The sequence below is a fragment of the Micrococcus sp. 63XJN7_6_ISO-PGPR-S23-444 genome, assembly GCF_058072765.1.
On record NZ_CM176516.1, the window covers coordinates 2,028,256 to 2,043,370 of the forward strand.

Genomic DNA, 15,115 nt, shown 5'->3' on the forward strand with positions numbered 1-15,115 from the left:
GACTGGACCTACGAAACGGGGTCAGCCCAGGTGGGGCGGAAGGTCATGATCGGCTGGCTCCCTCGACGACGGCATGTGAGTCCCGTCACCGTAGCCCAGCACCACACGCCCCCACCGCCCCGCGTACGACAAATACACAACACTCTCCTTGCGTATCTCACTGAGGTGTGCCTTACTGGTTCTCGGACCCCCGCCGGAAGGACCCCCATGGCCCACGCCTCCACGCACCCCGCTCATCCGCTGCCGCCCGTGGCGCCCCGTCGCCTGCTGCTGGCCCAGCGACTGCTCCGCGGCGAGGGCTCCGTCGAGGTCACGGCCTTCCGCGCCGGCGAGACGCTCACCACGGCCGTCCACGGTGTGAGCGCGGACGGCCGCCTCGTGGCCGCCCACGTCCCCAACCTCCTCGGTTCGCTCGGCGCGTTCCACACGCCCGCGCCGCTGGACGTGCGCGTGGACGTCCTGCGCGACGCCCTGGACCTCACGGTCCCCACCCGCCTGGCGTCCGTGCATCTACTCGGCACCCTGCGCTGGTGCCGGGACTCGGCCGAGGTCGCGGAGCTGGGGCTGCGCGGCCGCGTCGCGGACCTCGTGGACGACGTCGGCCCGCGGGTGCGCGTGGGCGTCGTCGAGACCCAGCGGATCCTGCTGCACGACGTCGACGGCGTCGCCGTGTTCTGCCGCCACACCCTGCCGCTCGCGTCGCACGGACTCGTCGACCAGGCCGAGCTCGCAGACCTGGCGGACGACGTGCTGGGCACCGCCCCCGAGGTGCTCGCGGACCTGGCCGACGCCGTCGCCCTGGGCCTGTTGCCGGGCGAGAGCACCCCGTTGCAGGTCGGCACCGGGCCCCTGCCCGAGTCGCCCGCCCACGCCCTCGACGCGGACGAAGCTGGAGTGACCCTGCTGCGCGTCCGCGACGGCGAGGCCACAGCGGTGCACGTGGCCCTGCCCGGTGCGGGCCGGCTCGATCACAGCCCCCGACACGCCTGGCGGCGACTGCTGGACGCGATCCCGGCGCGGGTCGCCCACCCCTGAGGGGCGGCGTCAGTCGATCGTGTAGGTGGCGCAGGTGGCCACGTCCGTGACCTCGATGCCCTCGGCGGTGCAGGCGAGGTCGGCGTTGTACGTGCACTCGAGGCGGTGGCACGCACCGACGGTCGAGGCGCCCTCGGTCACCGGGCGGCGGACGTCCAGCTGGACGAAGGTGCCGCAGCCGGGCGTGCGGTCGGAGCCGGCGACGGTGATGGCCAGGGCGTTGCAGGACGTCTCGGCATTGAAGGCGCAGGCACTGGCGGCGCAGGTGCGGACGGCGGTGGTCATGGCGTGATCCTCCCGGTTCGGGCCCGCCCCGGGCCGGGGCGGTGCTGCTGGAATCGAGATTACTCCCGCCCGCGAATAGCACAAGAGGGGCTAGCCTTAGTCGATAGGCGATTAGCGCAAATGTATTTTGCGCATTGTCGCGTGTCGTATGGACCGACGTCGTGCCCGCCGGCCGCCCGGAATCTTCTGCATCTCTGGCCCTTCTGGCGACCACGCGCCCACTCAGAAGGGTCAGATGCGCAGACGATCCGCCGTCCCCGCCTCCTGAGCAGCCCCGGCAGCCCCGGCACTCTGGCCGAGTCCGCCCCGCACTCCTAGCGTGAGGCCATGAGCACCCATCGCCTGTCCTCCACCGCCCTCGGGTTCGCCGCCGGACTGGGCACCGCGGCCGCTGTCACCGCAGCCCGCAGGATCGCCCTCATGGCCGCCGTCGGGAAGGGCCACCCGCTCAAGCACCGCCTCCTGGACGCGGCATCCGGCCTGGTCCAGCCGAAGTACCCCATGGGCGCGATGAGCACCTACCTCAACGGACTGCACTTCTACGCCGACGACCTCGGCCGGCAGGTCGAAGCCAGCCACTTCTGCATCCACCTGCGCCACGACCTGCACCAGTGCGTGATCTTCGACCGCAACGCGCCGGACGCACGGCTGATCGGCATCGAGTACATCATCAGCGAGGAGCGGTTCCGCAGCCTCCCCGACGAGGAGCGGCGCCTGTGGCACAGCCACCACTACGAGGTGAGCTCCGGCGCCCTCACGGCCCCCGGGGTGCCCGAGCTGGCCGAGCACAGTTACTTCGAAGACCTCATCCACACCTACGGGAAGACGTTCCACACCTGGCAGTACGACCGGGACGACTTCCCGTACGGCATCCCCCAGCTGATGATGGGCCTCACCGGCGACGGCCAGGTGGACGAGGCCCTCCTGCGCGCCCGCGACGAGCGCGTGGGCGTGGACACCGCGGCCAAGCGACGCAACCGCGCGGACATCCCGGTCCCGGACGTGGTGCCGGGCGCGAACAGCTGGGAGCGCGGGCGGGTCGTGCAGACCACGCTCGAGGAGCGCCCGGTGCGGGGCCGCGACGACTGAGGGCGGCGTCGTCGGCAGGGCGCCGTTTCCCAAACGACAGCGGTGCGACACGCCGCCGTTTCCCGAACGAAAACGCTCGGCGGGCCGGCGCCGTCGTCCGGATCGGGCGGGCGCGCCCCGCGAGGGACAGCACGTCCGCCGCACGTGTCGCGACAGCGAGAACGCTGGGCTCAGACCTTGCCCTTGAGCAGTCGGTGCCAGTAGATCCGGGGCTGGCCGAAGCGGTCGAAGGCCGCCGTGCTCTTCCGCGGCTTCGTCAGGTCCACGCCGGGGATCGACCGGTCCTCGGAGCCGTCGCGGACGTGCTCGTCCAGGACCAGCTCGTCCCGGCTGACCATCACGGGGATCACGGTGTAGCCGTCGTACTTCTGGAGCGGCTTCCCCGCGTCCGCGGCCTGGATGTTCTGGGTCAGGATCTTGACCTGCCGGCGCAGGGCTCCGCCGGAGGGCCGTGTGCCCAGGGCGGCGGCGTCGCCCAGCGCCCACACGTGCGGGTGCACGGGATGCCGCAGGGTCGCGGGATCCGCGGCCGCCAGGCCGGCCTCGCCGTCGTCCGCCAGGCCCGCCTCGGCGATGAACTCCGGGGCCCGCACCACGGGCGTGATGTACGCGGCCGCGACGTCGGTGATCCGCTCACCGGTGTTGAGCACCACCTCGCGGGCCTCGTGGTCCACGGCGTTCACCTCTGCGCCGGCGTGCACATGGATGCCGTACCTCGCCACGGCCTCGGCCAGAGCGGGGTCGATGGTCTGCCGGTCCAGGATCCGGCCGTACGGGGTCACCAGGTGGACGTCCACGTCCGGCAGGATCCCCGTGCGCTCCCACGCCGCGCAGGCCAGGAACAGCGCCTTGAGCACGGTGCCGCCGCACGAGGAGGGCTCAGCCGGCACATTCGCCACCACACGGTCCCCCGCGGCCACACGCGACAGCAGCGCCCGGGCGGCGTCCACGTGCTCGGGCACGTGCGCACTCGCCGCCCATCCGGCGGCGTAGGCCTCACGCAGCCCGTCGATCGCACCCCACCACGGGGTCAGCCCCGGGCAGAGCACGAGGTGGCGGAAGCCCACGGTCAGCCCGGTGGTCGTCACCGCGGTCCGTTCCTCGGCGTCCACGGCCACGACGTGGTCCGGGATCCATTCGACCCCGTCCGGGATGACGGCCCGCATCGGCCGTTCGAACCGGGCCATGTCCGCCTGCCCGCCCGCCGCGTAGTTCAGCATCGGCCGGTAGCGGTGCAGCTGTTGGCCGTCGGCGATGGCGAACCGCCCCTGCCGCTTCCGCCGCAGTGCGGCGGCCAGGGACACGCCGGCGTTGCCGCCGCCGACGATCAGGATGTCGTACTGCTCGGTCACGTGGTCCTCCGTGGGGTGACGGGGTCAAAGGAACGGTACGTCCGCCCCCGCAGACGTGTTCCGCGGCGGACGGGACGTGCCGCCTATCCTCCACTGGGGGCCGGAGCTGGCGCTAGGCCGCAAGGCCCAGCAGTCGCAGCTGGTCGGCGTACTTGCGCAGCCCCACCTCCATAGCCTGCGGGTTCTGCGCGTACCAGTCCAGGTGGGTCTGTCGCAGCTGCTCGGCCGGGACGGTCTGTCCGGCCACGGTCCAGTCCTCGGTCGGCTCGGCGTCGAGGTCGAGGGCCTCGACCACGACCGCCTCGAGGGGCGCACGCACCCCGCCGAGGAGCACGCGGGAGGCGGGCACGGGCTGGACGGCGACGTCGCCCGGCAGGCGCTCGGCCACGCGCTCGGCCACGCGGGTCAGCAGCGTGTTGGTCGGGTGGTTCACGGTGTAGAAGCCGACGCCCCGCTCCGCCGCCACCAGATCCGCCATGGACAGCGTCCCCTTCGCCTCCTCCCGCGCCCGCAGCGCCTGCACGGACGCGGCCGCGGCCTCGCGGATCGCCGCGGGCGCCACCTCCCGGCGACGGCCCGTCGCCGCCTCGGCCAGCACGCGCAGGTCGTGGTATGGCACGACGGGCGGGTCCTCCCCCGGCCGCTCGGCCGCCCCGGGCGCGAACTTCCAGTTGCGGAGGGTGACCTGCCAGGGGAAGCGCGAGACGTCGTACACCACGGGGATCCGCACCACGGCGGCGTCCTCGGGCAGCCGGGCCACGAGCTGGTCCGTGCCGATGGGCATGCCCCGGTAGTCGTGCGGGATCGGCTGGGTGACGAGCGCCTTCACGCGCGGCAGCAGCCGCTCCAGGTGCTCGACCTCGTCCGGCTGGGCCTCGAAGGCGGGCGGCACGCGCACGCTCACCAGGTCCGCCCCGTGCAGCGGTGTGCCGGGCTCCCCGCCGAGCAGCCGCCGATACGACTCGCCCTGGCAGTTGCCCCACACCAGCAGCAGGTCGCCCTCGGGCAGGTCCTCGAGCCCGTAGAAGTGGCCGTAGTGCCGGCGTCGTCCCTCGTCCTCGTGCACGCCTGCGTCCTCTCTCCTCAGCCGTCCTCGCGCCGGATCCAGTCGACGCCCGTCTTCCCGAACCACCAGGCCAGGAACGCGGAGAGCGCCGCGAAGTCCAGCTCGTCCAGCTCGCTCATCGGCCCTCCCGTGTTCCGTCCTGTCCGCGATTGTGCCAGCCCCGCGGGCACCGGCCCGCTCAGCCCCAGCCGCCCCACCACGCCTCGAGGTCCGGCACGGCGGCCACGGGCGCCCAGCCCAGCCGGGAGGCGGGCACCCGCCACACCCGCGCCGTCCCGCCCCGCCGACGCCGCCACCGCGCCCGCGCACACGTCAGCACGGCGAGCACGGCCCGCTCGCCCCGCTCGCCCGGCTCACCCAGCACCTCCACGCGCTCGACGCCGGCCCGTTCCAGGCGCAGCAGCCACGCGGCGACGGCGTCCGCGTCAGGCCGGGCTCCGGCCGCGGCGGGCCGCAGCGGCACGCGCACGTCCACGGACCAGTCGGGCACCGACCGCACGGCGTCGAGGTCGCCGCGCGCCGGCGTCGGCGGCAGGTCCTCGGCCACCGCCGGGCCGCCGTCGGGCTCGCCCAGCAGCCGCACGCGGGGGTCGCCGAGCGCGCGCGTCGCCGCCCCGTCGAGGCCGCCCACGACGCCGACCCGCGCCCCCGGTGCCGCGCACAGCACGGCGTCCACCGCCACCACGGCCGCCGCCGCGCCGTCCGCGCCCTCCGGCACCCGCACGCGCGCCTCGACCCGCAGCGGGCCGGCCAGGGACAGGCCGTGGCCGCGGGCCGTCGTCGCGGGGATGCGGGAGGCCAGCACGAGCGCCTCGCGGGCCTTCACCCGGGCGGCCTCGGCGGCGTCGCCGCGTCCGCCGAAGTCGGCGCCGGCCTGCCACGCCACGGCGTCCGGCGCGTGGCGCAGGGCCGCCCCCACGCGCCACAGCCGGTGCGCCAGCTCCCAGTCCTCCCCGCCGTAGCCCACGAAGGCGGGGTCGAAGCCGCCGGCGTCCTCGTAGACCTCGCGCGCCACCGTGAACACGGCCGAGATGACGTACCGGTAGCCGGTGGAGTCGGCGCGGCGCAGGTCGTCCGTGGCGCGGTACCCCTCGCGCAGCCAGGCCGGCTCGGCCAGGCGGGCGTCCGCGGGCACCTCGTGCCCGGGCTGCCATCCGTGCGCCCAGGCCCGTTCCAGCCAGGCCTCGGCCAGGTGCCGCCGCCGACCCACCACCGCGGCGTCCCGGGGCGCCTCGGCCACCGCCGCCAGGGCCGCGGCGAGGTACCCGGGCTCGGGGAGCATGTCCCCGTCGAGGAAGGCGAGCACGTCGCCGTCGGCCGCCTCCGCCCCGAGCGCCCGGGCCGCCGAGGCGCGGAACCCGCGGTCCGGCTGGCGCACGGTCACCACGTCGAACGGCAGGCCCGGGTCCACCCGGGGCGGGACGGGCGAGCCGTCGTCGGCCACCACGAGCTGCAGCCCGCCGGTCAGGCCGCGCTGGGCCGCGAGCGCGGCCGTGAGCCGGTCGAGGTCCGCCTGGGCCCGGTAGTAGGGCACCACCACGGAGACGGCGGCGCTCACGTCCACCTGTGCACGCGGCGGAGCACGTCGAAGAGCATCCGCGCGCAGTCCTCGGCCCCGGGCGAGAGGTCCACGGCGGGGTCGAGCCACGTGCGCTCGGGGTCCTCGACCGCCTCGGCGATCGCCTCGGCCATCGCGAAGGCCGGCGACCCGTTCGGGTGCACGAGCCGCAGAGTGCCCGGGCGCAGGCGCTCCATCTCCTCCGTGTAGCGGCCCGCGGAGGCGATCGCCCGCCGCCCCACCGAGGTCCACGCCGCCAGGGACCCGGACGCGGACACGTTGCGGTGCGCCGCGAACGGGATGCCCGCCGAGAGCAGGGCCGCGTCCGCGAACTCGTCCGGCACGAACCCGGTGACGCGGAACTCCAGGCCGCGCGCCTCGGCGTCGCGGGTCAGCTCCGCCACGAGGTCGTCATGCCCGGCGCTGACGGGTCCGAGCGCCGTCAGCCGGCGCGGCGCCCCGGAGTCCGGGCCCCACTGGCGGTGCAGCTCGGTGAGGGCCTCCAGGGCGAGGGCGTGCCCCTTGCCCGGGTAGACGAAGCCGAAGAGCACGAGGTCCCGGTCGAGGCCGGCCATGCTCTCCGGCACCACCGGCTCGGCGCGGGCGGCCGCGGCCCGGCGGTCCTCCACGGGCAGCGGGACCACGTCCGCGGCCACGTCCACCAGGTCCGCCAGCAGCGCCCGCTCGTGCTGCGAGGAGACCACGACGCCGTCCACCGCCTGGGCGAGCCGCGCGTATGCCTCGCCGCGGCGGCGGTAGCGGCCGTCGCCCTCGGTGGGCTGCGGGATGTCGTGCAGGGTGAGCGTGGTGCCCTCGGGCAGGACGTCGACGAGCAGGTCCGCGGCGGCGGTCGCGGTGGGGCCGAACAGCGCGTCCGTGACGTCCAGGTGCACGGCGGCGCCCAGCGCGCGCGCCTCCTCCAGCACGGGCACGAGGCCCCGGAACGCCGCGACGTCCTCCGCCGTGAGCAGCTCCACCTCGGCGCCCACCCGACGGAGGGCGGCGGCGGTCTGCCGGCCATGGCGCACCACGCCGTGCTCCGGCGCGCCCACGGTCACGTACAGCACACGCCCCTGCGGCTGCGAGTCCACGTCCACGATCCCCTTCACCTGCGGCGGCGCTCCTCGACGCGGCGGCGCGCCGGAACGGACAGGATGCCGCTGCTCCGATTCTCCGATCCTGCCCTGACAGACTAGATTTCGCGACCCCCGACCCGGGACGGGGACACGCCGCCCGCGCGGCATCGCATCCCCCAGGTCAGGAGGCCCTCCCCCGTGAGCATCACCGTCCAGCACGTGCCCGCGCAGCACCCGTACACCCGCGCGATCCGCCCCCTCGACCCGGGCGCCGCGCCGGACGTGGAGTTCCTGCCGGACCCGCCGGTGCCGGGCGCGCCCGCGCACCAGTGGTGGCCGCCCCGGGCCCTGCACGCGGAGTGGCTGGCCGAGCACCGCCCGGACGTGCTGCACGTGCACTTCGGCTTCGAGCACTTCAGCCCCGCCCAGCTGGCCGCCGCCCTGGACGCGCAGCACGCGCACGGGGGCGCCGTCGTCGTGACCGTGCACGACCTCGAGAACCCGCACCTGACGGACCAGGGCCCCCACCGGGACCGCCTGGCCGTGCTGCTGGGCCGCGCGGACGCCGTGCTCACGCTCACCCCCGGCGCCGCGGCGACCCTCGCCCGCGACTACGGCGTGCGCGCCCTCGTGGTCCCCCACCCGCACATCGTCCCGCTCGAGGACCTCGTGGCGCAGGGCGACGACGACGCCCCCGGCGCGCTGCCCCCCGACGCGTCCGACGACGGCGACGGCGCGGCCGCCCCCGCCCGCCTGCTGGTGCACGCCAAGGACCTGCGCGCCCAGGTGGCCCCGGTGGCGCTGCTGCCGGTGCTCGCCGCCGCCGTCGGGACGCTGGCCGAGCGCGGTGTCGACGCGCGGGTGACCGTGGAGGTCCAGGACACCGTGCAGGACGAGGACGCCCTGGCCGCGCTGCGCGCGGGCTGTGCCCACCACGGCTTCGAGCTGTGGCAGCACGACCGGCTCGACGACCCCGCCCTGCACGCGCTGCTGCGCGACGTGGACGTGTCCGTGCTGCCGTACCGCATCGGCACCCACTCGGGCTGGGTGGAGATGTGCCGGGACCTGGGGGTGCCGGTGGCCGTCGCGGACATCGGGCACATCGCGGACCAGTCCGGCGCCTGGTTGACCCCCGACTCGCTCGCCGCGTTCGACCCGGAGGATCCCGACTCCCTCGCCGACGCGCTCGAGACGCTGGTGCGCGCCCGCGCGCGCACGGCCCCCGCCGACCCGGCCGCCCGGGCCCGGCAGCGTCGTCGCGTGGCCGCCGCCCACGTGGCCGTCTACCGCGAGGCCCTCGCCCGGGCGCGCGGGGCGTTGCCGGGCGTGTCCGTGCTGGTCATCACGGGGCACCGGGACGAGCACCTGGCCCGCGTGATCGCCGGGCTGGAGCGCTCGCACCGTCGCCCGGACCAGGTGGTCGTGGTGTTCATGGGCCAGCCGGACGGGCGCGTCCCGGCCACGGACCTGCCCGTCACGGTGGGGCACGTGGCCGCCGAGGCCGGGCTGCCCCTGGCGCAGGCCCGCAACCGCGCGGCCGAGCTCGCCACCGGCGAGATCCTCGTCTTCCTCGACGTGGACTGCATCCCGGCCGCCGAGACCGTCGGCGTGCTGGCCACCGAGGTCGCGGCCCACCCCGGGTCCGTGGTGATGGGCCGGCCCCGCTACCTGCGGCCGGGCTGGACCCGCGACGTCGGGGAGGCCGACCTGACCTCGCACCGCGCCGACGCCCTGCTGCGCCGCCTCTCCGTGCCCCACCGGGCACGCGCGCACCTGACCGCCGGCCCCTCGGACGAGTGGCACCTCGTGTGGACGCTGATCCTGGCGCTGCGGCGCGCGGACCTGGCCCGCATCGGCGGTTTCGACGCGGGCTTCACCGGCTACGGCGCCGAGGACACGGACCTGGCCTTCCGCGCCCGCGACGCCGGCCTGACGCTGCGGTTCAGCCCCGCCGAGGCGTTCCACCAGCACCACGGCGTGATGACCCCGCCGCTGCACCACCTCGAGGACATCCTGGTCAATGCCCGCCGCTTCCGGCAGGTGCACGGCCGATGGGCCATGGAGGGGTGGCTGCGCGCGTTCGCGGACGCGGGGCTGATCGCGTGGGACCCCGAGGGCGAGCGGCTCGAGCTGCTGCGTCACCCCACGGAGGCGGAGCTGACGGCCGCCCGCCGCGACGACGCCGCGTACTGAGCGCGGTGACGGCCGGGGGCGGCGGGGCGGACTCAGCCCAGGGCGCCCTCGATCGCCGCCTCCCAGCGCCGCCGGTACTCGTCCGGCGCCACGAGCAGCAGGCCCGCGAGCCGGTCGGCGGCGGTCGGGTCCGCGAGGGCGCCGCGCACCGCGCCGGCCCAGTCGGCGTCCGGGTCCTCCCACGCGCACCACGGCACGCCCGCGGCCCGGTGGATCTCGCGGACGAACACGCGCTGCTCGTCGAACGGCCGCGGTTCGGGGGCGAGCACCACGGGGCGGCCGGAGCGGGCGGCGTCCACCACGGCGTTGTGCCCGGCCGAGACCACCACGACGTCGGCGTCCGCGGCCCGGCGGGCCGGCGCCTGGACCCAGCCGTGCAGCGTCACGGTGGCGGGCATCGCCTCCGCCGCGAGCCCGCCCGGCGCCTCCGGCTCGCCCACCCCGGCGATCGGGCCGTACACCTCCCATGTCGCCTCCGGCACGGCGGACGCCGCCCGGGCCAGGTCCGCGGCCCGCACCCCGCCGCCGCCCGTCCCGGCGATCACGGCGACGCGCGGGGCGGCGCGGGCCGTCGACGTCGTCGTGGTGCGGGTGCCGAGCCGGCCGGTGACGTCCGCGACCCCGAGGTAGGTGACCCGGTCCGCGTGGGCGGCGCGCCAGGCGGGGACCTCGAGCTCGGCGGCGTAGTGGGCGAAGAGGCCGTCGGCCTCGGCATAGACGAGGGCGTGCGCGGGGTCGGTGCGCTCGCCGTGCATGCGGCGGTGCAGCACAGGCCAGCCCGCCAGGCGCAGGAACAGGGCCGCCTCCACGGACACGTCCACCACGCACACGTCCGGGCCCACCCGCTGCGCCGCCGCGTGGAGGGCGTCGAAGCGCGCCCGGATCTCAGGCCCCACCGGGGACCAGTGCAGGGGCGAGCGCGCCGGCTGCTCGTGGCCGGGCACGAGGTCCGAGGGCAGCGGGATGACGGGGACGTCCGCAGGCAGCAGTTCGGCCGCCCGAGGGTGGGCGGTCACGACCGTCACGTCGAACGCCCCGGTCGACGCCAGGCCCGCGGCGTGCCGCAGGTGCCCCGCCCCGTGCTGGTGGGCGTAGTAGAGGACCCGCCTGCGGGCCGGGGCCATCAGAGGGACTCCAGGTCCGCCGCATCGGCGGACGGGCGCGGGACCCCATGCGGGTCGAACCCGTACGCGTCCTCGGCGGCGGCGAGGTCACGGGCGTCCTCCGCGGCCTGCTCGAGCAGGTCCACGTAGCCCTCCACCATGGTCTCCGCGCTGAACCGGCAGGCCCACGCACGCACGCGTCCCCGGTCCTTGCGGCGGGCGTGGCGGATCGAGACCGCGAGCTCCTGCGCCGTGTGGTGCACGGCCAGCGCGCCGGCCTGCGGGGCGACGATCTCCCCCATCGCGCCGCTGAGCAGCGCGGCCACCGGCACGCCGAGCGCCATGGCCTCCACCACGGCGAGCCCGAACGGCTCGGCCCACAGGGGCGTGGCCAGGAAGACCTCGCCCGTGGCGAGCATGTGCGGCAGCGCGTGGTGGTCGAGGTGGCCGTGGTAGACGGTGTCCGGGCCGAGCCGCGGCACGACCTCGCGGGCGTGGTACTCCTCGTCCGAGATCGGCCCGGCGAAGTGCAGCTCCATGCCCGCGATCCGGGCGGCGTCGATCGCCACGTGCAGGCCCTTCTCCGCCGTGATCCGGCCCGACCACACGGCGCGGCCGCGCACGGGGACGGCGTCGGAGACCCACTGGTGCAGCTCGATCCCGTTGGGCACCACATCCACCCGCGGCAGCCGATGCTGCCAGGCCAGCGCGTTCGACGCGGACACCGAGGCCCACCGGTGGTGGTCGGGAGCCGTCCAGCCCGGGGCGTCGACGACGGCCAGCACCTCCGCCAGCGTGGCCGGCGTGTGCAGGACGGTGACCACGGGGCGGGCGCGCAGCAGCTCGAGCGGCGCCGGGGAGAGGGAGTTGTTCAGGACGGCGTCGGAGTCGTCGTCGAGGATCAGCGCGCAGGCCCGGCGGGCGGCCGCCTCGCGCACGCGGGTGCCCGCGCGGCCCGGGCCGGCGCCCTCGGCGGGCAGCACGGCGACGACGTCGCCCGGCAGCCGGGTGCCCTCCCGCGCGTAGACGGTGACGTCGTGGCCCCGGCGCACGAGGTGCTCCACGGTCATGGCCGTGTGCATCTCCAGCCCGCCCTCGTAGGGCGAACGGATGGGGTGGAGCATGTGGGTGAGCACGCTGATGCGCATCGGCGTCCCCTTCCCGGCCCGGGCCGGGCCGAACGGCCCCGTGCGGGGCGGCAGAAGCGCGACTGACCTGCGGTGACACGACCGCATCACGTCCGCGCTGACGTACCCCGGCACTGTAGACACCCGGGGGGTCCCCCCGGAAGCGCCGGCCCCCCTCCCGGGGGTGAGGGCAGGGCAGGCGCTCACGCCCCCGTCACGAGAAAGTCCCGGCCCGCGACCTCGAGGATCGCGGACCGGGACGGTCCGTGGAGCTAAGGGGAATTGAACCCCTGACCTTTTCATTGCGAACGAAACGCTCTACCAACTGAGCTATAGCCCCAGGTCGTGCCCTCCCGCGGGAGTGCACCGGACCATCATACGCCCGACGCCCCCGATCCTCCAATTCGGCGACGCCGCGCGGCGACCACGCCGAGCACCACACCCGCCAGATCCGCGACGACATCCACCGGGTCCCCCGTCCGCAGCGGCACCCACGCGTGCTGCACGAGCTCGCTCACCGGCGCGTGCACCGCGAACGGCAGCGCCCACCACGCGCTCCGCCCCCGCCACACGGCGAGGAACGCGGGCAGCGCGAACACGGCCACGTGGATCGCCTTGTCCAGCCCCGGCACGGCGAACCCGGCCTCCGGCACCTGCTCGCCCGGCAGGTACAGCACCACCAGCTGCACCACGACGGCGACGGCCAGCGCCGCCGCCAGGGCGCGGCGCCGTCGTCGGGAAGCGGAGGTGGTCGGGGAGCCGGGGGGAACGGTCATCCGCCCATTCTGTCCGGCTTCCGTGCCGGGCGCTCCTGATCCCGACCCCGCTGAAAAGGCTCTATGTTTTTGCCATTTCTGCGCCGACCATGTGAGGATCAGCCCATCCGGGCGGGCTCGTCCCGCCGGGATGCCGGTGTTGACAGCGCCGCCCAGGGCCGAGGGACCGCGATGGCTTGAGCAGAGAGCTCGCCGTTCGTGGACTCGGGACCCGGCGGGATGCCCTCCACCTCCCCGGCCCCTGGCCGCGACGTGATCGGTACGCCACCCTCCGCCCTGCGGAGCCATGCCCGGACCGGACCGCGCCGGGAGATCGGGACGTCCGTAGTCACTCGCGCGAAAGGAAGTTCGATGCCGCCCTCCCAGGACGCAGCATCCCTGACCCAGCTCGGCGTGATCGGGGTGATCCTGCTCGTCGTGCTGTTCTACGGCGGGACCATGATCATGTCCGTGGCCATCTCCAAGAAGAAGGAGAACGCCGACGCCTACATGACGGCGGGCAACCGGATCGGCTTCGGCGTGTCCGCCGCCTCCATGACGGCCACCTGGATCTGGGCCGCCTCCATGTACGCCTCCGTGACCGCCGGCTACACGTACGGCGTCTCCGGCCCCCTCCACTACGGCCTCTGGGGCGCCCTGATGATCCTGTTCATCTACCCGTTCGGCCGCCGCATCCGCGCGGTCGCGCCGCGCGCCCACACCCTCGCCGAGGTCATGTACGCCCGGCACGGCCGCTCGTCGCAGCTCATGCTGGCCGGCTCCAACGTGCTCGGCTCCGTCATCTCCCTGACCTCCAACTTCATCGCCGGCGGCGCCCTGATCTCCCTGCTGTCCCCGCTGTCCTTCGGCGCGGGCATCCTGATCGTGGCCGCGGGCGTGCTGCTGTACACCCTGTGGTCCGGCTTCCGCGCCTCCGTGCTCACCGACTTCGCCCAGGTGATGGCCATGCTCGGCGCGACCGTCATCATCATCCCCGCCGTGTTCTTCGCCGCCGGCGGCCCGGACATGTTCCAGGCCGGCGTCGAGGCGGGCCACGTCACGGCCCAGCAGCAGAGCTTCTTCTCCTCCGAGGCGTTCATGAACCAGGGGGCGCCGTACATCGCCGCCGTGCTGGCCTACGCGATCGGCAACCAGACCATCGCCCAGCGCCTCTTCGCCGTGCGTGAGGACCTCATCAAGCCCACCTTCATCACGGCCACCCTCGGCTACGGCGGCACCGTGATCGGCGTCGGCATGCTCGGCGTCATGGCGCTCTACCTGGGCGTCGAGCCGCTCGACGGCGACGTCAACAACCTCCTGCCGCAGATGGTCGCCGACCACCTGCCGCTGGCGCTCGTGGCCCTGGCGTTCCTGATGATCATCGGCTCGCTGTCCTCCACCGCCGACTCGGACCTGTCCGCCCTCTCGTCGATCGTGATGACGGACGTCTACGGCCAGTCGGTCGGCCGCAAGAACGCCGACCCGAAGACCATGCTGCTGATCGGCCGGATCACCATGATCGTGGCGACGGCGGCGGCCCTGTACTTCGCCACCGCCAAGTTCGACATCCTCGACCTGCTGGTCTTCGTGGGCGCCCTGTGGGGCTGCCTCGTGTTCCCCGTCATCGCGTCCTTCTACTGGGGCAAGATCACCAACGCCGCGTTCACGGTGTCCGTGCTCGCCGCGCTGGCCGTGTTCCTGCCGGTCCGCTTCGAGTGGATCCCGCTCGAGGGCGCCTGGGCGATCGTGGTCGAGACCCTCGCGATCCTCGGCGTGGGCGTCGTGCTGGGCATCATGTCCTTCGGCTTCTTCGGCCTGCGTCCGGCGGTCGTGGTCGGCGCGATCGCCTCGGTCGTGATGCTGTTCCTCGGCTACGGCTTCCTGCGGGACTACGCCACCCTCACGGGCTCGCTCGTGGCCTACGCCGTGTCCTTCCTCGTGTGCTGGGGGCTGTCCGTCCGCTCCGGGCAGGACTTCGACTTCGACCGGATCGCGCGCGTGACCGGCGACTTCGACCCCGCGACCGAGGACCTGCCGCAGGTCGAGCGCGCCTCGGCCCCCGTGTCCTGATCCCCCGTCCACCGACTCACAAGGAGCATCCGCATGACCGTCGGTCTCACCCTGTACGTCCTGATGTGGCCCGTCCTCGTGCTGGCCGTCCTCGTCGCGATCGCCCGCGGCTTCGTCGCCGACTGGGCCGCGGCCCGCCGCGAGGGCCGCTCGATCATCTGAGGCCTCCGCCGGGGGCGGCCCGTGACCCTGGTGGTCCTCGCCCTCGACACGGTCGTCCGCCTGACGCCCGCCGAGACCTCGGCCGCCATCCCGGGCATCGCCGGGCTCGAACACTTGCTCGTGACCGCCGGTCTCGCGCTGCTGTTCGTCGCCCTGTACGGCGGCGTGCGGGAGCGTCAGGCCCACCTCGAGACGGGCCGCGCCGGCGGCGCCGTCGTCGAGGGGGCCTGACCCGCTCGATCCC

The 15,115-nt window shown here is 74.8% G+C and carries 14 protein-coding genes and 1 tRNA gene; 6 read left to right on the plus strand and 9 right to left on the minus strand.

Annotated elements, in window-relative coordinates; translation table 11 throughout:
• The first annotated feature begins 207 nt into the window (after positions 1–207).
• Positions 208–1,035, plus strand: a complete 828-nt coding sequence (locus tag AC3RJ9_RS09280) for a hypothetical protein (RefSeq protein ID WP_336647143.1) — start codon at positions 208–210, stop codon at positions 1,033–1,035.
• A gap of 9 nt (positions 1,036–1,044) precedes the next feature.
• Here AC3RJ9_RS09280 and AC3RJ9_RS09285 read toward each other — a convergent pair whose 3' ends face one another.
• Positions 1,045–1,320, minus strand: a complete 276-nt coding sequence (locus AC3RJ9_RS09285) for a DUF1540 domain-containing protein (protein WP_020624892.1) — start codon at positions 1,318–1,320, stop codon at positions 1,045–1,047.
• A gap of 327 nt (positions 1,321–1,647) precedes the next feature.
• On the opposite strand from AC3RJ9_RS09285, the gene AC3RJ9_RS09290 reads away from it, so the two are divergent.
• Complete coding sequence (locus AC3RJ9_RS09290; RefSeq protein ID WP_170747984.1) at positions 1,648–2,409, plus strand: OBAP family protein; 762 nt, start codon at positions 1,648–1,650, stop codon at positions 2,407–2,409.
• Positions 2,410–2,579: 170 nt separating this feature from the next.
• Here the strand turns inward: AC3RJ9_RS09290 and AC3RJ9_RS09295 are convergent, their stop codons facing one another.
• The 4 genes from AC3RJ9_RS09295 to AC3RJ9_RS09310 all read right to left on the minus strand — a co-directional run bounded on the left by AC3RJ9_RS09295 (position 2,580) and on the right by AC3RJ9_RS09310 (position 7,494).
• The gene (locus AC3RJ9_RS09295; protein ID WP_144919295.1) at positions 2,580–3,761 is read right to left on the minus strand and encodes an NAD(P)/FAD-dependent oxidoreductase; all 1,182 of its coding nucleotides are present in this window, start codon (positions 3,759–3,761) and stop codon (positions 2,580–2,582) included.
• Positions 3,762–3,873: 112 nt separating this feature from the next.
• A complete protein-coding gene (locus tag AC3RJ9_RS09300) occupies positions 3,874–4,827 on the minus strand; it encodes a WcbI family polysaccharide biosynthesis putative acetyltransferase (protein ID WP_036313433.1) in 954 nt (317 codons plus the stop codon).
• Positions 4,828–5,005: 178 nt separating this feature from the next.
• On the minus strand, positions 5,006–6,385 hold the full coding sequence (locus tag AC3RJ9_RS09305; protein ID WP_489727648.1) for a glycosyltransferase: 1,380 nt from the start codon (positions 6,383–6,385) through the stop codon (positions 5,006–5,008).
• Complete coding sequence (locus AC3RJ9_RS09310) at positions 6,382–7,494, minus strand: glycosyltransferase family protein (protein WP_489727649.1); 1,113 nt, start codon at positions 7,492–7,494, stop codon at positions 6,382–6,384. The genes AC3RJ9_RS09305 and AC3RJ9_RS09310 overlap by 4 nt, the downstream gene beginning before the upstream one ends.
• A gap of 165 nt (positions 7,495–7,659) precedes the next feature.
• On the opposite strand from AC3RJ9_RS09310, the gene AC3RJ9_RS09315 reads away from it, so the two are divergent.
• Positions 7,660–9,654: a glycosyltransferase gene (locus AC3RJ9_RS09315; RefSeq protein ID WP_170747989.1), complete on the plus strand. Its 1,995-nt coding sequence runs from the start codon at positions 7,660–7,662 to the stop codon at positions 9,652–9,654.
• A gap of 32 nt (positions 9,655–9,686) precedes the next feature.
• On the opposite strand, the gene AC3RJ9_RS09320 is transcribed toward AC3RJ9_RS09315, so the two are convergent.
• The 4 genes from AC3RJ9_RS09320 to AC3RJ9_RS09335 all read right to left on the minus strand — a co-directional run bounded on the left by AC3RJ9_RS09320 (position 9,687) and on the right by AC3RJ9_RS09335 (position 12,660).
• Complete coding sequence (locus AC3RJ9_RS09320) at positions 9,687–10,778, minus strand: glycosyl transferase (protein WP_078026229.1); 1,092 nt, start codon at positions 10,776–10,778, stop codon at positions 9,687–9,689.
• Entirely contained in the window at positions 10,778–11,905 is a 1,128-nt protein-coding gene (locus AC3RJ9_RS09325) for a glycosyltransferase (protein WP_473764062.1), read from the minus strand. The genes AC3RJ9_RS09320 and AC3RJ9_RS09325 overlap by 1 nt, the downstream gene beginning before the upstream one ends.
• 246 nt (positions 11,906–12,151) lie before the next feature.
• Positions 12,152–12,224 (minus strand) — tRNA-Ala (locus tag AC3RJ9_RS09330).
• Between the two features lie 34 nt (positions 12,225–12,258).
• Positions 12,259–12,660, minus strand: coding sequence for a VanZ family protein (locus AC3RJ9_RS09335; RefSeq protein WP_049146581.1), 402 nt, complete (start codon positions 12,658–12,660; stop codon positions 12,259–12,261).
• A 351-nt stretch (positions 12,661–13,011) separates the two neighbouring features.
• Between AC3RJ9_RS09335 and AC3RJ9_RS09340 the strand changes: the two genes are divergently transcribed.
• Genes AC3RJ9_RS09340 through AC3RJ9_RS09350 form a run of 3 tightly spaced genes read left to right on the plus strand, consistent with a single transcriptional unit; the run spans position 13,012 to position 15,102 of the window.
• On the plus strand, positions 13,012–14,709 hold the full coding sequence (locus tag AC3RJ9_RS09340; protein WP_145950698.1) for a sodium:solute symporter family protein: 1,698 nt from the start codon (positions 13,012–13,014) through the stop codon (positions 14,707–14,709).
• A 33-nt stretch (positions 14,710–14,742) separates the two neighbouring features.
• A complete protein-coding gene (locus AC3RJ9_RS09345; RefSeq protein WP_036339645.1) occupies positions 14,743–14,871 on the plus strand; it encodes a putative transporter small subunit in 129 nt (42 codons plus the stop codon).
• 21 nt (positions 14,872–14,892) lie between these two features.
• Positions 14,893–15,102 carry a hypothetical protein gene (locus tag AC3RJ9_RS09350; RefSeq protein ID WP_440315713.1) on the plus strand — a complete coding sequence of 70 codons (210 nt, stop codon included), beginning with the start codon at positions 14,893–14,895 and terminating at the stop codon, positions 15,100–15,102.
• Positions 15,103–15,115: the final 13 nt, after the last annotated feature.